The sequence below is a fragment of the Pseudomonadota bacterium genome, assembly GCA_022361155.1.
GTDB lineage: Bacteria > Myxococcota_A > Polyangia > Polyangiales > JAKSBK01 > JAKSBK01.
Genome location: JAKSBK010000557.1, coordinates 1 through 18,367, shown reverse-complemented (window position 1 = coordinate 18,367; position 18,367 = coordinate 1). Strand labels below are relative to the sequence as shown.

Below are 18,367 nucleotides of genomic sequence, written 5' to 3'. Positions count from 1 at the left end.
TCGCGGAGTCCCTAGTCCACCGGGACCTGACCTCACCCGGGTTGGCGTTCGCCGGCTAAGTGGCGGCGTCTGCGCCACCTTGGTGGCTGCAAGTTGAGCGCGAGGGCCGTTTCCTTGCCGAAGTCACGCAGGAAATCGGGCAGCACCCCGGCGTGTCGGTGTACGTGCCATGGACGTGGTTGCTCATCACGACGCACTCACGAGACCCCCTTCGAACGAGTCGTTGTCTACTACCCGTTTCACCCCTTGTGTGGCCAGGAGCTGGAAGTCTATTGGCAGTCGCGGCGAGGTGCTCGGGTCGCGACGGTGTTTGCTGAAGGCAGCAGGATTCTGATTCCTTGTTGGATGCTCGAGCCTTCGGCCGGAGTCTTCACGCTCAGTGGGCGGGCGACTGTCTCCGTGAAAGCAATGCTGCGCGTGTGGGATGTGGTGCATGGCAGCGAGCTTGTTGGGACGGCAGATGAAGCAAGCCCGCGTATGAAGGACACTGGCTCGCATGAAACAGCTCATGCTTCCGATGTCCAACGTTGCCAGCCTGGAACATCGGTTCCCCAGGTACGGGAACCCCCGCTCCGACCGGGATGGGTGATCCGGCAACAGGCGATGCGTTCACGCCGGCGCCGCGCGCTAGCGAGGTGGCACAAGGGGGGCAGGGGCCGGCCGCGCGTACGAAAGAGCTCGAGCGCTACCTGCGTAAGCATGGGCTTATCGATCTTCCAGCCGCGACAGCGGTTGGCCGAACAGGGCGCCGTCTGGGCCGGCGCCCGTGCCTCCTTTGCCCGCCCCCGTCTCAGGATTGCCCGTACACCGATTTGGTGTACACTGGTTGGGTGAATGATCAGAGATGTCCAGATCAGCCTCCGGGCCAAGAAGCAGCTGCGCCGCGTACCACGGCGCATCGTCGACGCGCTCGACGTCTGGGTCGAACTTGTCGAGGACGAAGGGCTCGAGGTCGTCAGGAGGATTCCCGGCTATCACGACGAGCCGCTGAGGGGAAAGCGCAAAGGCCAGCGTTCGATTCGCCTCAACATCGCGTATCGGGCCATCTACGAGGTCAAGCGTGACGGCGCTGGCGCGGCTCGCATCGAGTTCGTGTCCGTCGAAGAGGTGACCAAGCATGAGTACCAAGAAGAAGACCCGCGCGCGGTCGTTCCTCGAGGAGCTTCGTGGGGAGCCCTTGAGCTTCGGTGATGCACTCGGCGCGATTCGTGAGCGCGAGGGCCTCACACAGGTGGCGCTCGCCGAGCGTATGGGAGTGTCGCGCTCGCACCTATGCGACATCGAGAAGGGCCGGAAGCTTGTCAGCCCGGCGCTTGCCGCGGAATACGCTCGGGTCTTGGGGCACAACGAGCGTCAGTTTGTGCGTCTCGCGCTGCAAGACCAGGTACGCAAGGCGGGGCTCGATTACCATGTCGAAATCGAGGCCGCGTAGCCATGGGAGGCTCCGCCCTGGGGCCGCAACGGAAATGGCCAGCTCGGCAACGGCACGACGACCAACAGCTCCACGCCTGTCGATATCCCAGGACTCACGGATGCCGCGGGCGTCGCCGCTGCACGATCCTTTTCCAGCCAGCTGCCCCGACTCGCCGAATTTCGGGGCTGTCGGATGAGGTTTTGGTCCCCACGACGACGTCGCCAAAGAGTGTGCGCATTTTCATGGTGGCGAGCACGCCGCCCTGCACGGCCGCAGCCGATCTGTCTATTCTGTCACGAGCCCTAAGGCACGAGCTGCCGTTGCTTCAGCTGGGCTGCGAGGGGGTCGAGCTCATGAACACCCACGTGCGTGAGGCCCCGTGCGCCGAGCGCGGCTAGGGCGGTGCCAAGGGCGGCCCGACCCAGCCGCCCGCGCGCGTTCCAGCTACCCTGGTTTCGTGCTCGGGCAAGGGTGTCCGCAGCTTTCGCGTCGGGCTGATGGCCGCCGCAGGCCAGCTCGCACAGCTCGATCCCGAGACGCCTGAGCTCTGCTGCTTCCCGCGGCCGGCTCGGCAGCAGCAGCCACGCCGGCAAGGGTGGGGGATCGGCCACAAGCGCGCGTGGTGACTCAACGTCCAGGTCCAGCAGCACGCGCAGGCCGTGCACGAAACGGCCGTAGTCATGACGGCGCGCCAAAGCGAACGAAACGCTCGCCAAGGTCGCGTCGCAGTGCCAGCCGTTGGGCTTGGCCGCAGGGTCTTTCCCGGCTGGTTCGTGCCAGAGGGAAACCAACGGCCGTCCGTAGCTCACTCGCATGGCGAAACCCGCGATCAAGGTCTTTGCCTGCGCGGCGCAAACACCGAGATCCACGCGGAGCCCCCTCGCGACCAGCTGGGCGATCCCCAGCCCGTTGACTCGGGGATCGGGGTCCCGCACCGCAACGACCACACGCTGCAGCCCAGCCTCCGCCAAGGCGGCGCTGCAGGGCGAGGTGACTCCGAAATGGCTGCACGGCTCGAGGGTCACATAGGCGGTAGCACCGCGCGCGTCATCGCCCGCCTGTCGAAGCGCCAGGGTCTCGGCGTGAGGGCGGCCACCGGGTGCCGTGCAGGCCTGCCCGATAGCACTGCTGCTCTTGACGATGACACAGCCCACCGAGGGGTTTGGCCAGGTCTGTCCCATGCCAGAGCGCGCCAGCGCCAAGGCCTGACCCATCCACAGCGTGTCCTGCCGTTCTGGTCTCATGTGTCCGAAGGTTGGCCCCACCGGCATCGCTGGCAAGCGCGCCACGCTCGAAAACGGCTTGGGAGGGGTCTTGATTAGGGTTTGATCACAGCTTGATCGGGGGCTTGATCGGGTTTGACCGTGCCACGCAGCGGTGATAAGGACCCGCCGCCACACAATAGCCTGTGCAGATCGCAGAGGGCCGGCCGTCGCTGGCAAGGCGCGACGACGAGGAATACTGCAGGTATTTCGAGGAGGAGCAACACAGCCAGCGGCGGTTGGAGCCTGCGAGGTGGGCAGGCTATTTTGTGGCGGGTCCCAAGGCAACTGATCGGCCATTGTCGTGAGAGCGGTCATGCTCGGTGCAAGCAAGGGGATGGGGCGCGCGCTGGCAAGAGAAATGATCCGGCGCGGCGATCAGGTCTTTCTGCTCGGGATCGAACCCGGCGAGCTCGAGCGCAGCGCACGCGATCTGGAAGCCCGTGCGCCGGGCGTGGCACGCGTGGGAACGGCACCGTGCGACCTCGAGAGGCCGCAGCAATTCGAGGGCGCGCTCGATGCAGCGGACGCTGCTCTGGACGGCTTCGATACCGTCGTGGTGAGCGCCGGCATGTTCGCTTCGCAGGATGAGCTCGAAGCGGATCCGGATTTGGCGCAGCGCCTGCTCCTGGTCAACTACGCCAACTCGGTCCTGTTTTGTGAGCACGTCCGCAAGCGCCTGCTGGCACGTGGGGGCGGCCGTCTCGTGGTGTTTTCGTCTGTCGCGGGAGACCGTGGACGAAAACCGGTAGTCTTGTATGGCTCGAGCAAGGCTGGCCTGAGCCACTATTTGGAGGGATTGGATCACCGTTACCGCAAGCAGGGCTTGGTGGTGGTGTGCGTCAAGCCCGGCTTCGTAAAGACGGGCATGACCGCGGGGCTCAAGCCGCCGCCTTTTGCGGGCGAGCCACGGCAGGTCGCCCGCCAAGTGCTGGCCGCCATCGATCGGGGCAGCCCCGTTGTCTACACGCCGTCACCCTGGCGTCTGGTGATGCTAGCCATCCGCGCGCTGCCGCGGGCAGTCATGCGTCGCGTGGATTTCTAGCCCGGCCGCCTCACATGCGCGGGCTGCTGTGCCGGAGGCGCCTGAGCTCGCTGTCGCAGCGCGCACTGGCCTCCACACACAACGTCATCAGCGCCTGGTGCTCGATCCCGTCGAATCGGTAGCGCAACGCCAGCGCGCTCAGGATCTCACCGAAAGAGCTCAGATCGCTCTCGTCTACGACACGCACGACCGACCAGCTTGCCTGGCGCGCAAACAGGCACACCCGCGGCAGCGGTCCGAGCGCGTCAGGCGAGTCATCCACCTGCGCGCCCACGGCCTCGACGACCACCGTCGGCAGCGCGTTGCGTTGCAGCAGGCGTTTGCCGATCTCGTTGGAGCTCGCTCCGTAGCGCTTGAGCTCGGCCCGCGCTCGCGCGCCGGGCTCGCCCTGGCAGGCAGCCCACAGCTTGCCGTACCCCTCGGCGTCGATCGCGAGACAGGCCATGGCTCCGATGTCCGACAGCAGGCCGCACACGAACGCCGTGGCGGGCCGCAGATAACCGAGCTGCGTGGCAAGCCCACGCGCGAGTGCGCCCGCCAGCAACGAGCGCATGTGCAGGTCCAGCGACAGGGACGCGTCGGAACGGAACGCCGCAACCAGCGCCATCGCCGCGGCCATCTCGCGCAGCTCGTCCAGGCCGATGGTCAGGATGGCCTGGTCCAGGTCGCTCACGGTTCGAGCGCGACCGTACATCACGCTGTTCGCGATACGCATGATCTCCGCGGCCAAGGCGGCGTCCACGGCTAGCGCCCGAGCGATCTCTCTGAAATCGGCCTGCTCGCCGGCGGCCAGCTCGACCACGCGCTGGGCGGCCGCCGGAACCGGGCACAGCCGCTCCACACGATCTACGAAGGCGTCGACATGGTGGGATGGGGGCAAGTGTGCGGACGCTGCAGCAGCCACTACCATGGGTATCGACCGCTCGCCGGTATGCTTGATGCCCGGTTGGATTTCACCTTTCTGGATGGCCTGGGAGCGCCCGAACCGGAGGGCGTCGCCGGCGGCGAATCAGCGCCAGCAGCGCGGCCAAGCACAACGGCCATCCGGAACCGCGGCCGGCTCCCAGGATCCCACAGCTGCAGGCGCCATCCGGGCCACGACGGGTGGCCCCGGGTGGTGGAGGGGCAAAACCAGCGACCGGCACGGGCACGACCGGAACCCCGAGACCGCCGGCACCTGGTGGCAGCAGCGGAAGCTGTCCCACGGCCGGCCCGGATGGGGGACCCTGCGCCGGAGCTCCCGCGTCTGGAATGCCTGGCGGTGGTGGCGGTGAGGACCCCGGAGCCGGCGAGCTTGGAGGTGGAGGCGGAGCCAGACCCGGCGGCGTCGATCCCGGCGGGGCTACCAGCTCATTCAGGTAGTCCTCGAGGTTGGTGTAGCCATCGACATTACGGTCGAGGGCGCCGTCGCTGGGATCGTTGGGGTTCAAGCCCTGAACGAACTCCCACATGTCCGGCATACCGTCACGGTCGGTGTCCTCGGGCGGCAGCTCGGACGAGAGCCTGGGCCAGCCGCCCACCGCGCTCGTGCTGTTGATGATCCGTCCCGTTGCCTGACCCACCGTGTTCACCACGCGCTCGTCGCTGGGGTCACGCCTCGGATGGTTGGCTCCCGCGAAGCGCAGGACCGAGGCGTAGGCATCGGAGGAGCCTTGCGTCGTGACCGGTGGCGTCGCGAAGGGCTGCCCGCTGCGGTAGCTCAGCGCCTGTTGCGTGGAAAAGCCGCTCAGCTGGACCCACTGCCATGGGTCGACGGGAAGCAGTCCGTTGACGCGATTGCCCTCGAAGTAGGACTTGCACGCCACGCACGAATCGCGGTAGGCGAGCTGCCCTTGGCTATCGGGGCCTGTCAGGTAGTAGTTGGCGACGAAGTTGGAACGGCTGACCGAATCAAGGTCGGCGTTATGGCCCGCGTACCGACCCGCCCAGTTGTAGACCACGTTGTTGCGGAAATCGAACAGCAGACCCTGCGGATCCTGGTGTTGCGGCTCGCTGTTGCCGAGCCGCGGCGAGCGTGTCCGGTGATGCGCGTACAGGTTGTGGTGGAAACTGACCTCGCTGCCTAGGCCGGCAAGGACGAGCGAGCCGTGCCCCCGGCACTCGCCGCCTGCACTGGCGCAGGCCAGGCTCTCGGACAAGATGCACCACTGCACGGTGACCCGGGAGCCGGAGGTCTTCACCTCGAGCGTCTCCCGCGCGGCCCAGCTGGCCGAACAATGGTCAACAACGATATGGTCGCCGCCGTGCAGCGAAATCGCATTCGACCCGCCGCCGGTGTCCGCACCTGGACGAACTCTGAGGTAGCGTAGGATTACCTCGTCGGCGGCCACCGTAAGCCCGTGACCTTTGAGGGCGATGCCGTCGCCCGGTGCAGTCTGACCGGCTACGGTTACGAAGGCTGAGCCGATGACCAGCTCGGATTGCAGCTCGATGGTGCCGGCAACGCGGAACACGACGGTGCGAGGTTCCGCGGCTTCGAGAGCCTCACGCAAGCTGCCTGGGCCGCTGTCAGCCAACGAGGTCACCTCGAACACCCGGCCTGCGCGCCCGCCGCGAGCGAACCTGGCGGCCCCTTCGGCGCCCGGGAACGCCAGCTGCTGGCCCTTGGCGTGCTGTTGGGCCTGGGCGTGCTGCGGGTGAGCCTGAACGAGCGCTGCAAGCATCGATATTGATAATATCGCAGCCGGCGCGCCCGTACGACCACCAAGGTTCATTCGCCATTCACCCGCAACCCAGCCAAACTCCGCCAACCTGCCAAGGCTACCATGACGTGACCGCCGGCGTGGCCGTGGCCCGCCATACCCGCCAAAGGGCCGCCCCTCTTTGCCTGTGCCCTGCCGTGCCTGCAAACCGGACCGATAGCGGCTGCAGGTCGACGGGGCTTCTCGATCTCGGGGCTTCTGGACTGGGGCTTAGGGCTCGTGCCAGGCGCTGGAGCCTCCGTCGGCCGCAACCCCGAGCACATCGGCCATGCAGTAGCGTCCTGGGGGCTGGCTTGCCAGCCAGGCGCTCGCCCTGAGCGCGCCGCGGGCGAAGATCGCTCGGTCGTGGGCGCGGTGCGTGAGCTCGAGCCGCTCGCCGGAACCCGCCAGCAGCAGCGTGTGCTCACCTACCACGTCCCCCCCGCGCAGCGCGAGGACGCCGAGCTGATTCGAGGGGCGCGGACCCGGCTCACCGGAGCGCCCGTGAACGATGTCGGTGGCCGGCTCGAGGCCGTGCGCACGTGCGACCACATCGGCCAAGCTGACTGCGGTGCCGCTCGGGGCGTCGACCTTGCGCCGATGATGCATTTCCACGATTTCCGCGTCGAACTCGGTCCCCAGCATGCGGCTTGCCCGATCGGCCAGGTGCAGCAGCGCGTTGATGCCGAGGCTGAAGTTGGGCGCCAGCAGCACCGGTGCCGACTCGGCCAGCCGGTCGGCTGCGGCCAGCCCGGCTGCGTCCAGACCCGTGGTGCCGGAAACCAGTCCCAGGCCGTGCTCCTGGCAGCCCTCGCATAGTCGCTCGAATTCGCTCGCCCCGCTGAAATCAACCACCAGGCGGACCGGACGCGCGGCTTGTCCAAGAGCGGATTCAAGCGAATCCTCGAGACGCACCCCGAGCAGCCTCGGGGCCCGGACGAGCTCGCCCACATCCTCGCCCAGCCCGGGGTGACCGCGGCGTTCGAGCGCGGCTACCAGACACAGCTCGGCAGCCCCTCCCACGCCGCGAGCTGCGAGACCGGTGCCGGAGCTCGTCAGCAGTGCCAGCACCGCGCGACCCATCCGCCCTGCCGCCCCATGCAGCGCCAGATCCACGCGGGTCACGCGAGATCCAACTCGGCCAGCGCCCGGCGGACCTCAGCCAGCGATGCCTCACGAGGCCAGACAAGGGGCAGCCGCAGCTCCGGTGCGATGCGTCCCATGGACGCCAGGGCGGCCTTCACAGGGCCGGGATTGCCCTCCACGAACATCGCCTTGTGCAGCGACAAGAGCCGGTAATGGGCCCGCCAAGCTGCGGCGAAATCACCCTGCCTGAAGCTTCTCACCACCTCCAGGACCAGCGCGGGAGCGACATTCGAGCTCACGCTGATTACGCCGCGGCCCCCCACACCCAGCACCGCCAGTGTGAGCAGGTCATCGCCGGACAGAACCGCGAAGCGGTCCCCACAGGCAGCGATGATATCCTGCGCGCGAGCCACGTCCCCGGTGGCCTCCTTGATCCCCACGATCTCAGGCACATCGGCCAGGCCACGAAGCGAGGCCACCTCGAGGTCGGCGCCCGTACGAGCGGGAATATTGTAGATGATGGCCGGCCGGGGCACGGCGCGGAGCACGGCCCGGTAGTGGGCTACCAGACCCTCCTGCGAAGGCCTGTTGTAGTACGGCACGACCAGGAGCACGCCATCGGCCCCCGCGGACCTGGCCAGCTTGCAGAGCTCGATCGTGCGGCCGGTGCTGCTGCTCCCGGCACCCGCCACCACCGGCACCCTGCCCTTGGCTTGCTCGACCGCAGCCCGCACGACGCGCACGTACTCCTGCTGCTCGAGGACCGTGCTCTCACCCGTGGTGCCGCAGGGGACCAGGCCGTCGACGCCCGCGTCGATCTGCGCTTCCACCAGGCTCCGCAAGGCGTCCTCGTCGACGCTTCCCCCACGAAACGGGGTCACCAGTGCAGTCAGTAGGCCTTCGAATCGTCCCATCGCTCCGACCTCGGCGTGCCCCGCCGTCGAACTCGAGACCGCGGCGCGGCGCACGTGGGCTACGTGCCTGCCGGGGCCTCGTCGTTGCCGCCGTCCGGCTTAGCCTTGCCCGCGGGCCCTGGCTCGCCCCGGGTGCGGGATCCACGCTCGGTGGGAGCGTCCACGATCAGATCGATGCGCTCGCTGAGCGTCGATAGCACCACGTTGGTTTCCGTGCGTTGCACGGCTGGCAACGACCGCAGCTGGCCGATGAATCCCTGCAGCGAGGAGGTGCTTCGCGTCTTGAGCTTGATCAGCAGCGTGTAGTTGCCCGTTACGTGGTGGCATTCCATCACGTTGCCGAAGTCGGCCAGGCGGCGGCGAAACTCGGCAAGCTGCGAATCGAACGTTTCGGGTGGCTCCGGGTGTGCCAGGGCGACACCCACGAAAGCGGTCACCTCCATGCCCAGACGGCGCGCGTCGAGTCGAGCATGGTATCCCAGAACGAAACCCTCGTGCTCGAGGCGCCGTACCCGCTCCACGATCGACGGGGCCGACAGGCCAACCGCCTCGCCCACCTTGGCTAGCGGCGTTTTGCAGTCCGCCTGCAGGACCTTGAGGATGCGGCGATCGATATCATCCAGGCCAAGCGCGTCTCGCCGAACTCTCATGTGGTGTCACCCCGAACTCTCATGTGGCGTCACCCCGGTGTCTCATACGGTGTAACCCCGGCGTGGAGCAAAGCGCAGGCGAGCAGCGGTCATCGGCTCGAAGCCAAGCGATCCGAGGCTTGCGCGCAAGCAAGGCCCACCGCTACGCCGTCATCCAGAAGACGCCCGCGAAGTCTGCAACTACACGGGGTGGACACCGAGCGACGGACGCGGCTGCTTACGCGAGCCCGGCGATCGATCAAGGCAAGCGGCTCGGATCGATGCAGGCCAGCGTGGCAAAACAGATAGAGGCGCCCGCTGCTTCTGTCAACGCGAATGTTCGAAGAGGTGTCAGCCGTGCAGGTGCACGACGATTCCCAGGATCGAGCCGAACCAGTTTCTCGACAGCTCGTGCTGCTGGTTTCCGATGTAGTACATGGACTCCGACACCAGCTCGAAGCGGTTGTCCCAGCGAATCACGGGGTTGCCCACATCGGGGAACGGAATGTACTCGAGGGTCACCGTGGCGAAGTAGCCGGTCAGCGGTTCAAACGGGTGCTCGAGCGCCAGATTGGGCTGGTAGAGCCAGCGCTTGGGGTCGCTGATGTATTCCCCGCGCAGCGAAAAGGACATGGTGTCGCTCACCGAGATCCGGCCCGAGGCTGCAAGGGCAAAGAAATTCTCGGCTGCGGGGTCAGGCGGTGCCGGCGTGTGGGCGTCGCGCCCCGGTTCCAGGCGCACCCCGAGCACCCCGTTGAGCTTGAGCGCGACAGCGCCGATGGCTGCCTCCAGCACTAGATCACCGCGGTGGGTCCAGCGCTCCTCGTAGCCCAGGTTCGGCACGCTCATACCGGTGTTGTGGTCGTGAAAGCTCTCGGGCTCCTCGGGTCCTCCGAGGTAGCCGAGCTTGGCCGTGAAATACGGGCTGGGCTGGAACACCGCCTGCGCGCCAAAACTGAGCAGCTGGTTGTTGTCGTGGCCCAAGTCGGGCCCGTTGGTGATGAGCAGGTTCATACCGAATTTCTCGGTGGCCCGAAACTCGAGCCGCATACCTGCAAACGCATCGGGCTGGGCCAGGACCGCCACCGCGCCGCGCGTGTAGTTGAAGTTCTCCCAGCTCTCTACCGCTTCCACGCCAAAGAATGTCGGGAACTTGCCGAACGTGAGCTCGACGCCGGGTGTCGGGGTCCACAGCGCGTAGGCCTTGAACGGAGCGCAGGTGCTTCCCGGGAAGGTCTCGTAGGGCGTGATCTTGACCTTCGCGCCAAAGCGCTGGCTGTGAAACTGCGCGTACACGCCCAGGCAGTTGATAGCGAAGCGATTGTAGCGTACGGCGCCGCGGTGGGCAGCAAACTGGGTCCTCTCGTGAGGGTTGTGGATGCTCTCCTGAAAGTACGTGTCGGAAAAGGCCATCCACTGCAGACCCGTGCTGGTCACCGCGGGCTGCGCCTGCACAGCGGTTGTCTGGCTCAGGATCAGGGACCCTACAACCCACATGAGTACGCTACCCCAGCAGGAAGATCGTTCTATGCGGTTACAAGACTGCTGCATGACGCCTCTAGTCGAACGCTTGTTCGCAAACAGAAAGCCGTGGACTTGTAAGGGCAGCAAGCATCCTTGCTCCACCTGCGGAACGCACGGCATGCCTGGACGCTGCGCCCTGTCCACGGCGTTGCGAGCGTCGCCGTATTAGGCTGCGCCGGGAGGGATTCGTCAAGTCGTCTGCCACCGTTCCTCCGCGTTTCTCCGGGCAACCGGCCAGACCGCAAAGCCAAGGGGGCCGTCCAACCAGGGCTCGATCGGCCGCAGCTGTGCAGGGGTGCGCACGCTAGCCCATGTTTGACGGCTGCCTTACTCGAGCAGGGGTGTGCAACTCCCGTTCTCCTGGGGCGAGCCCTTCCGCCCCGCGCGTCTGCCCGCTGCTGGTCACGATCCGCACGCTATCCGAGCGTGGCCAACTGGCGGCCAAGGTGGTGAGCTACAAGAGGCCCCTCGTAGACCAGGGCCGTATATAGCTGTACCAGGGTGGCGCCAGCATGCAGGCGCTCCCACACATCCTGCGCAGTTTCGACACCGCCGGCCGCTATCAGCACCAAGCGGTCGCTCACCCGTTCGCGCAAGCGCTCGAGCACCGCCAGCGCCCGCTGCCTGAGGGGCGGCCCCGATAGGCCCCCGGCCCCGCAGCGCGCAACTTCCGCGGCGGAGGAACGCAGGCCCTCTCTATGGGTAGTGGTGTTGGTGGCCACGATGCCCGCGAGACCCATATCGAGTGCGAGGTCGGCCAGGGCGTCGATCTCAGCATCGGATAGGTCGGGAGCGATCTTGACCAACAAGGGGACTTGCCGCCCGCCGACCTCGTGGCGCAGGACGGCCTGCACATGAGCCAGCAGAGGCTTGAGCTCCTGCGGGGCCTGCAGGTCACGCAAACGCGGCGTGTTGGGGGAGCTGACGTTTATCACCAGATAGTCAGCCAGCGGCCCCAGGCGTTTTGCGCAACGCTCGTAGTCCAACAAGGCCAGCTTGGGCGCCGTTGCCTTACTCTTGCCGATGTTGATCCCCAGCATGGGATCGCCGGCGGCCCGCTGCCCGATCTTGCGAGCCACCGCCTGGGCGCCGCTGCTGTTGAAGCCCATCCGGTTCACCAGAGCTCGGTCCTGGGGCAGTCGGAACAGGCGGGGTCTCGGGTTGCCCGGTTGGGACTCGGCAGTGACGGTACCAATCTCCACGAAACCAAAACCGAGCGCACCCATGATCCGGTACACTTCGGCGTCCTTGTCGAAGCCTGCGGCAAGCCCGATGGGGCTCGCCAGCTCGCGCCCGAACACCCGAACCTTGCTTGCTTCCGATCCGCGGCGGAGTAGACGCTCGGTGAACAAGCACAGCCCCGGCAGCTCCTGCCCCACGCGCAGCAGCCGCAAGACCAACAGGTGTGCCGTCTCGGGCGGCAAGGTATACAGCAACGGCCGAATGAGGCGCCGATAAAGCATAGTCCGCGGGAGTTGTCGATGGTCCGAAAGAGCCGGGATCGCGGGAGGCTCGCTCGGCCATAGGGTCGACGGACCCATAGCGTGTGACTGGTGCTGACGCCATTTGCAGCCGTCCACTGCGCAGCAGCTCGGGTACCGGGCGCGCCCGCTTCGGACGATTCGGCTCGCGGTTGGTGACCGATGCGGGCTAGGTTGCCTCGTACCGGCGACCACGACCACGACCACGCTCACGACCGGGCCGAAACGCGGGTTTCGGACTGGGCGAGGCACACCCCTGCTACCGACTCATGCTGCGCGAGACCCAACGTCGTCGGACCTTTGCCATCATCTCGCATCCGGACGCGGGCAAGACAACGCTCACCGAGAAGCTGCTGCTCTATGGCGGGGCGATCCACACGGCTGGCATGGTACGTGCGCGCCGCGCCCAGCGTGCCGCCACCAGCGACTGGATGGAGCTCGAGCGCAAGCGCGGCATCTCGGTGACCTCGAGCGTGCTCTGCTTCGAGCACGCGGGCATCCGTTACAACTTGCTCGACACGCCGGGTCACCAGGACTTCAGCGAGGACACCTACCGTACCCTCATGGCCGCAGACGCGGCCATCATGCTGATCGATGCCGCCAAGGGCGTCGAGGCACAGACCCGCAAGCTCTTTCATGTCTGCCGCAAGCGCGGAACGCCCACCGTCACCTTCGTCAACAAGCTGGATCGGCCCGCACGCGATCCCCTGGCTCTCATGTCCGAGCTCGAGGAGGTGCTCGGCTTGCACACCGTGCCTTGCACCTGGCCGATCGGAAACGGTGACCGCTTCCAGGGCGTGTACGAGCTGTCCGCAAGGCGGGTGCTCAAGTTCGAGCGCACGGCTCGCAACGCCAGCGCCGCTCCTGTAACCGTCGCGGGCATCGAGGATCCCGCGCTAGGAAAGCTGCTGGGCCCAGAGGCGGCGGCAACGCTGCGCGATGAAGTAGAGCTGATCGAGGGGGCAGGCGACGCCTACGACCACCGGAGGTTTCTGGAAAACGAGATAACCCCGGTGTTCTTTGGCAGCGCCCTCACCAGCTTCGGCGTCGAGCCCTTCCTGGAGGCTTTTGCCGAGCTCTGCCCGGCGCCAGGCGCGCGCCAGGCTCGCGAAGGCGTTGTGCAACCGGACGACGAGCGCTTCTCCGGATTCGTGTTCAAGGTCCAGGCCAACATGGACCCCGCCCACCGAGATCGGATCGCCTTCGTTCGCGTCTGTTCCGGCAAGTTCACAGGCGGCATGCGCGTGCGCCACGCACGGCTCGACAAGACCATCAAGCTTGCGCGCGCCGAGCAGCTGATGGCCAGCGACCGCCAAAGCGTGGACGAAGCCTACGCCGGCGACATCATCGGTCTGTACGACCCGGGCATCTTTCGCATCGGCGACACGTTGTCCACCGGCTCGCCAGCCCTGTGCTTCGATTCGGTGCCGCGCTTCTCGCCGGAGCACTTCGCCCGCGTGCGCCTGCTCGACCCCATGAAGCGCAAGCAGCTGCAAAAGGGCATCCACGAGCTAGCCGAAGAAGGCACGCTGCAAGTGTTTGTCGAGCCCGGCCAGAGCAGGGACCCTATCTTGGGCGTGGTGGGCCAGCTCCAGTTCGACGTGCTCGCCTATCGGCTCGAGCACGAGTACGGCGCCAAAGTCGCGTTGGACCACCTCCCCTACAGCTACGCTCGCTGGATCGACGGCCCCACCAATCCCGAACAACTGCGCGCAAAACGGATCGCCGGGGCCGTGATCGACCAGGACCAGCGCGTGGTTGCACTGCTGCGCGACGACTGGGAGCTCCGCCGCGCCATCCAAGACAGCCCCGAGTGGACCTTCAACGAGACCGCGCCAACGGTCTGATGAGTCAGCGGCCCAGCCGCAGCCGCCTCCTGTTGCGCGCCCTGCTGCGCGCCGCGAGACCACTGCACATATACACAGAAAACCGGCCGAGCATGGACCCCACGCCGACCCCATTCGCACCGTCTTGGCTTGACGCAGGCTGGGTCTGCACTAGCCCTGTTGTCAGTGCGCCACCGCAAAAGCGCAGACAGCCAATCCCTGCAACGTCGGACCGAGCCCGCGATCCAATGAAGCCGGGGTCGGGTTGCTCGTGTACTGTTCCTACCCCCGTGCGGAGAGTTCATGGAATCGAACGCGGATCACTCAGACCTCGACCCCACCGAAACCGAAGAATGGCTTGGCGCCTTGGGAGCCGTCCTGGAGCGAGAAGGCCCCGAGCGGGCCCATTTCCTGATCGACGCGCTGGTGGACAGGGCTCGCAACGCGGGTGCCTACATTCCGTACAGTGCAACTACTTCCTACAAGAACACCATCCCCGCCGACCTCCAGCCGGCCTACCCCGGCGATCTCGAGATCGAGCAAGCCATCGAGACCTACATCCGGTGGAACGCGATGGCGATGGTGGTCAAGGCCAACCGCAACGGTGGCAATGTCGGGGGGCACATCGCGAGCTACGCCTCGGTCGCTACGCTCTGGGAGGTGGGCTTCAACCACTTCTTCCGCGCACCGAGTCAGGAGCACGGAGGCGACCTCATTTACTTCCAGGGGCACAGCTCACCCGGGATCTATGCCAGGGCGTTTCTCGAGGGGCGCCTTAGCGAAGAGCAGCTGGCCAACTTCCGCCAAGAGTCCGGCCGGCGCGGGTTGTCTTCGTATCCCCACCCCTGGTTGATGCCGGAGTTCTGGCAATTCCCCACCGTGTCCATGGGCCTGACCTCCATCCAGGCCATCTACCAGGCACGCTTCATGAGGTATCTGCAGCACCGGGGTCTCGCGCAGACGGCGGGACGCAAGGTGTGGGCCTTCCTGGGCGATGGAGAGATGGACGAGCCGGAATCCCTGGGCGCCATCTCCCTTGCCGCGCGCGAAGAGCTCGAAGACCTGATCTTCGTGATCAATTGCAATCTGCAGCGGCTGGACGGGCCGGTGCGAGGCAACAGCAAGATCATCCAGGAACTGGAGGCGGTGTTCCGCGGAGCGGGCTGGAACGTGATCAAGGTCATTTGGGGCAGCGGCTGGGACGAGCTGTTCGCCCGCGATCACCAGGGCCTGCTCACGAAGCGGATGGAAGAGGCGGTCGACGGGGACTACCAGCTCTACCGCGCCCGGGACGGCGCATTCATTCGGGAGCACTTCTTCGGCAAGTATCCCGAGCTTCGCGATCTAGTGGCCGGCATGTCCGATGACGAGCTTTGGGCCTTGCGGCGCGGCGGCCACGATCCAACCAAGGTCTACGCAGCCTACCAGGCTGCCGTGAAGCACTCGGGCCAACCGACGGTCATCCTCGTCAAGAGCATCAAGGGCTTCGGCATGGGAGAAGCCGGCGAGTCGCTCAATATCACGCATCAACAAAAGAAGATGGGCAGCGACGCCCTCCGGACGTTTCGGGACCGCTTTGGTCTGCCGGTCAGCGACGAGCAGGTCGACTCGGTCGCCTTCGTGCGGCCGGCCGAGGACTCGAAGGAGCTGCGCTACCTGCACGATCGCCGCAGGGCGCTGGGAGGATATCTGCCGGCTCGCGCCGATCGCAGCCCGAGTATCGAAGTGCCCGAGCTATCGCGCTTCAAGGGTCTGATCGAGAGCAGCGGCGAGCGCGAGCTATCCACCACCATGGCCTTCGTGCGGGTGCTGATGCAGCTCACCCGGGACAAGAACCTCAAGCAGCTGCTGGTTCCCATCGTGGCCGATGAAGCGCGCACCTTCGGCATGGAGGGGATGTTTCGACAGGTCGGCATCTACGCACCGAGCGGCCAGCTCTATCAGCCGGTGGACGAAGGACAGATCGCGTCCTACCGCGAGCAAAGGAAAGGGCAGATCCTGCAGGAGGGGATCAGCGAAGCAGGAGCCATGTGCTCATGGATCGCCGCGGGCAACGCCTACGCCAATCACGGCCTGCCACTGATTCCGTTCTACATCTTCTACTCGATGTTCGGCTTCCAGCGCGTGGGCGATCTGATCTGGGCTGCCGCCGACATGCAGACCCGCGGCTTTCTGTTGGGCGCTACGTCAGGACGCACGACCCTCAACGGCGAGGGCCTGCAGCATCAGGACGGCTCGAGCCACGTGGCCGCGGCTGCTGTCCCCAACTGCGTTGCCTACGACCCCACCTTCGCGTACGAGGTCGCGGTGATCATGCAGGATGGGCTGCGCCGCATGTACCAAGAGCACGAGAGCGTCTTTTACTACCTTACGCTGCTCAACGAAAACTACCCCCAGCCCGCCATGCCGAAAGGCGCCGAAGCGGCCATCCGCAAGGGCATGTACCTGCTGGCTGACGCAAGCGCCGCAACAAAGACCCGCAAGGGCAGGAAGAAGCGGCCCGTGGTGCAGCTGCTGGGCTGTGGATCGATTCTGCGCGAAGTGATCGCGGCCGCTCGCCTGCTCGACGACGACTTCGGCATCGCGGCCGACGTTTGGAGCGTGCCGAGCTTCAACGAGCTGCGTCGAGACGGATTGCAGGTCGAGAGGCACAATTTGCTGCGTCCAACCGCGAAGCAGCGCAGCACCTACGTCGAGCAATGCCTCGCGAAGCGGCAGGGGCCGGTCATCGCCTCGTCGGACTATGTGCGGGCCTTCGCGGACCAGATTCGCCCCTTCGTGCCGCGCCGCTACATCACGTTGGGTACGGACGGCTTTGGACGCAGCGACACGCGCGAGCGCTTGCGTGATTTCTTCGAGGTGGATCGGCGCTATGTGACCGTTGCCGCGCTGCGTGCGCTCGCCGAAGAGGACAAGATAGACAACGCACGCGTCGACGAGGCGCTCAAGCGCTATGCTATCGACCCCGACAAACCCGACCCCTGGACGACCTAGCTCATGACCCAACTAGCAGAAGTCAAGGTGCCCGATCTCGGCGATTTTGAAGACGTCCCGATCTCGGACGTGCACGTGTCTGTCGGCGACCGCGTCGAAGCCGAGGATTCGCTCGTAACGCTCGAAAGCGACAAGGCTACCATGGACGTGCCTGCACCCTCGGCCGGCACCATCAGGGAGATCAAGGTCAAGGTCGGCGACCGGGTCTCGAGCGACCATGTGATCGCGCTTCTGGAAGCCGCCGCAGCCGCCGGAGCCGGAATCGAAACCGGAATCGAAAGCAGCCCCGAGCCCCCACCCGCGCCGACCCCGAGCGAGCCGGTTTCCACCGTTTCCTCGCAGGCGGCATCGGTATCCGAGCGTGCGGCCACGGCCGGCCCCACCCTGCCGGCCAGCGAGGCCGTGCCCAGCGCTGCCACGGCTCCCGTTTCACCGGCGCCGGCTCAAGCTCGGACCAGCGCGACCGGAAACGGCGAGGTCCATGCCAGTCCGGCCGTGCGACGTTTTGCTCGCCAATTCGAGATCGACCTCGAGCGCGTGACTCCCACCGGTCGCCGAGGTAGGGTCACCTTGGAAGACGTCGAGCTCGTCGTCAAGCGACAGATCGAACAGGCCAGGCGCGGTGGGTTGGGGCTACCGGAGATGCCGGAAGTGGACTTCGCCGAGTTCGGCGCGATCGAACGCAAGCCGCTGTCGCGCATCAAGCGCATTTCTGGGCCCAGCCTGCAGCGCTCGTGGCTGCATGTACCCCACGTCACCCAGCACGATGAAGCGGACATCACCGATCTGGAGCAGTTCCGACAGCAAAACAAGCAGGCCGCCAAGGAGCAGGGATTCAACCTGACGCCCCTGGCCTTCATCATGAAAGCCTGCGTGGCCACCCTCAAGGCGTACCCGGAAGTGAACTCGTCGCTGGATCGCGATGGCCAGCATCTTGTGTACAAGCAGTACTTTCACTTCGGCGTGGCGGTGGACACGCCCGACGGGCTCGTAGTGCCCGTAGTGCGCGACGTGGATGGCAAGAGCATCATGGACATCGCGAGGGAGCTCGCGGAAACCAGCGCCGCGGCGCGGGAGGGTAAACTGCGCCTGGACCAGATCCGCGGTGCCAGCTTCACGATTTCCAGCCTGGGCGGGATCGGTGGAACCGCGTTCACCCCCATCGTCAACGCTCCGGAAGTCGCCATCCTGGGCGTATCGAGGGCTGTGCACAAGCCCGTGTATAGGGACGGGGAGTTCGCGCCACGGCTCATGCTGCCGCTCGCGCTGTCCTACGATCACCGCGTGATCGACGGCGCGCTGGCCGCCCGCGTGACGACCCACCTATGCGCGATGCTGAGCGACATTCGCCGCATCCTGATGCTGGGTTAGTGCCCGTCCCGAAACTCCGGACCGAGCATGGCGCAGCGCCGCGGGGTCGGATGGCGTGTCGGCGAACCGAGGAAATGCAGCGCATGCGGTTGGAATCGAGCAGGGTCGAGCGTGAGACGACGCGGCAGACGGCCCCGCGC

13 protein-coding genes and 2 pseudogenes are annotated in these 18,367 nt (G+C 66.1%); 7 read left to right on the top strand and 8 right to left on the bottom strand.

Translation table 11 applies throughout. The features are described 5' to 3' along the window. The first annotated feature begins 834 nt into the window (after nucleotides 1-834). The 3 genes and pseudogenes from MJD61_20855 (at nucleotide 835) to MJD61_20845 (ending at nucleotide 1,720) form a co-directional block, all read left to right on the top strand. Nucleotides 835-1,125: pseudogene (locus MJD61_20855) on the top strand (hypothetical protein). Between the two features lie 52 nt (nucleotides 1,126-1,177). Continuing rightward, on the top strand, nucleotides 1,178-1,432 hold the full coding sequence (locus MJD61_20850) for a helix-turn-helix domain-containing protein (protein ID MCG8557708.1): 255 nt from the start codon (nucleotides 1,178-1,180) through the stop codon (nucleotides 1,430-1,432). A 74-nt stretch (nucleotides 1,433-1,506) separates the two neighbouring features. Next, nucleotides 1,507-1,720 (top strand): annotated as a pseudogene (locus MJD61_20845) (hypothetical protein). Here MJD61_20845 and ribD read toward each other — a convergent pair. Further along, nucleotides 1,717-2,658 (bottom strand): bifunctional diaminohydroxyphosphoribosylaminopyrimidine deaminase/5-amino-6-(5-phosphoribosylamino)uracil reductase RibD, encoded by a 942-nt coding sequence (ribD, locus tag MJD61_20840; GenBank protein ID MCG8557707.1) that lies wholly within the window; start codon nucleotides 2,656-2,658, stop codon nucleotides 1,717-1,719. The pseudogene MJD61_20845 and the gene ribD overlap by 4 nt on opposite strands. A 322-nt stretch (nucleotides 2,659-2,980) precedes the next feature. Here ribD and MJD61_20835 point away from each other — a divergent pair, with 322 nt between their 5' ends. Further along, nucleotides 2,981-3,721, top strand: a complete 741-nt coding sequence (locus MJD61_20835; protein MCG8557706.1) for an SDR family NAD(P)-dependent oxidoreductase — start codon at nucleotides 2,981-2,983, stop codon at nucleotides 3,719-3,721. Nucleotides 3,722-3,731: 10 nt separating this feature from the next. Here the strand turns inward: MJD61_20835 and MJD61_20830 are convergent, their stop codons facing one another. From MJD61_20830 to MJD61_20800, 7 genes are all read right to left on the bottom strand, one after another. Then, nucleotides 3,732-4,631 (bottom strand): HDOD domain-containing protein, encoded by a 900-nt coding sequence (locus MJD61_20830; GenBank protein MCG8557705.1) that lies wholly within the window; start codon nucleotides 4,629-4,631, stop codon nucleotides 3,732-3,734. A gap of 43 nt (nucleotides 4,632-4,674) precedes the next feature. Further along, nucleotides 4,675-6,384, bottom strand: a complete 1,710-nt coding sequence (locus MJD61_20825) for a pectate lyase (protein MCG8557704.1) — start codon at nucleotides 6,382-6,384, stop codon at nucleotides 4,675-4,677. A gap of 249 nt (nucleotides 6,385-6,633) precedes the next feature. Continuing rightward, a complete protein-coding gene (gene dapB / locus MJD61_20820; GenBank protein ID MCG8557703.1) occupies nucleotides 6,634-7,527 on the bottom strand; it encodes a 4-hydroxy-tetrahydrodipicolinate reductase in 894 nt (297 codons plus the stop codon). Then, entirely contained in the window at nucleotides 7,524-8,402 is an 879-nt protein-coding gene (gene dapA, locus MJD61_20815; GenBank protein MCG8557702.1) for a 4-hydroxy-tetrahydrodipicolinate synthase, read from the bottom strand. Before dapA ends, dapB begins: the two co-directional genes overlap by 4 nt. Nucleotides 8,403-8,461: 59 nt before the next feature. Next, nucleotides 8,462-9,052 carry an Lrp/AsnC family transcriptional regulator gene (locus tag MJD61_20810; protein ID MCG8557701.1) on the bottom strand — a complete coding sequence of 197 codons (591 nt, stop codon included), beginning with the start codon at nucleotides 9,050-9,052 and terminating at the stop codon, nucleotides 8,462-8,464. A 330-nt stretch (nucleotides 9,053-9,382) separates the two neighbouring features. Continuing rightward, entirely contained in the window at nucleotides 9,383-10,528 is a 1,146-nt protein-coding gene (locus tag MJD61_20805) for a porin (GenBank protein MCG8557700.1), read from the bottom strand. 443 nt (nucleotides 10,529-10,971) lie between these two features. Beyond that, nucleotides 10,972-12,018: a quinone-dependent dihydroorotate dehydrogenase gene (locus tag MJD61_20800; protein MCG8557699.1), complete on the bottom strand. Its 1,047-nt coding sequence runs from the start codon at nucleotides 12,016-12,018 to the stop codon at nucleotides 10,972-10,974. Nucleotides 12,019-12,305: 287 nt separating this feature from the next. Here MJD61_20800 and MJD61_20795 point away from each other — a divergent pair, with 287 nt between their 5' ends. From MJD61_20795 to MJD61_20785, 3 genes are all read left to right on the top strand, one after another. Then, entirely contained in the window at nucleotides 12,306-13,883 is a 1,578-nt protein-coding gene (locus MJD61_20795) for a peptide chain release factor 3 (protein MCG8557698.1), read from the top strand. A 282-nt stretch (nucleotides 13,884-14,165) separates the two neighbouring features. Further along, complete coding sequence (gene aceE, locus MJD61_20790) at nucleotides 14,166-16,856, top strand: pyruvate dehydrogenase (acetyl-transferring), homodimeric type (protein MCG8557697.1); 2,691 nt, start codon at nucleotides 14,166-14,168, stop codon at nucleotides 16,854-16,856. A 3-nt stretch (nucleotides 16,857-16,859) separates the two neighbouring features. Further along, nucleotides 16,860-18,227: a 2-oxo acid dehydrogenase subunit E2 gene (locus tag MJD61_20785; protein MCG8557696.1), complete on the top strand. Its 1,368-nt coding sequence runs from the start codon at nucleotides 16,860-16,862 to the stop codon at nucleotides 18,225-18,227. The last annotated feature ends 140 nt before the right edge of the window (nucleotides 18,228-18,367 follow it).

Excerpts from the sequence above, each read along its gene's own strand:
- MJD61_20805 (MCG8557700.1), bottom strand. The coding sequence starts at position 10,528 with ATGTGGGTTGTAGGGTCCCTGATCCTGAGCCAGACAACCGCTGTGCAG.
- MJD61_20825 (MCG8557704.1), bottom strand. The coding sequence starts at position 6,384 with ATGCTTGCAGCGCTCGTTCAGGCTCACCCGCAGCACGCCCAGGCCCAA.
- aceE (MCG8557697.1), top strand. The coding sequence starts at position 14,166 with ATGGAATCGAACGCGGATCACTCAGACCTCGACCCCACCGAAACCGAA.
- MJD61_20795 (MCG8557698.1), top strand. The coding sequence starts at position 12,306 with ATGCTGCGCGAGACCCAACGTCGTCGGACCTTTGCCATCATCTCGCAT.
- ribD (MCG8557707.1), bottom strand. The coding sequence starts at position 2,658 with ATGAGACCAGAACGGCAGGACACGCTGTGGATGGGTCAGGCCTTGGCG.
- MJD61_20785 (MCG8557696.1), top strand. The coding sequence starts at position 16,860 with ATGACCCAACTAGCAGAAGTCAAGGTGCCCGATCTCGGCGATTTTGAA.
- MJD61_20810 (MCG8557701.1), bottom strand. The coding sequence starts at position 9,052 with ATGAGAGTTCGGCGAGACGCGCTTGGCCTGGATGATATCGATCGCCGC.
- MJD61_20800 (MCG8557699.1), bottom strand. The coding sequence starts at position 12,018 with ATGCTTTATCGGCGCCTCATTCGGCCGTTGCTGTATACCTTGCCGCCC.
- dapA (MCG8557702.1), bottom strand. The coding sequence starts at position 8,402 with ATGGGACGATTCGAAGGCCTACTGACTGCACTGGTGACCCCGTTTCGT.
- MJD61_20830 (MCG8557705.1), bottom strand. The coding sequence starts at position 4,631 with ATGGTAGTGGCTGCTGCAGCGTCCGCACACTTGCCCCCATCCCACCAT.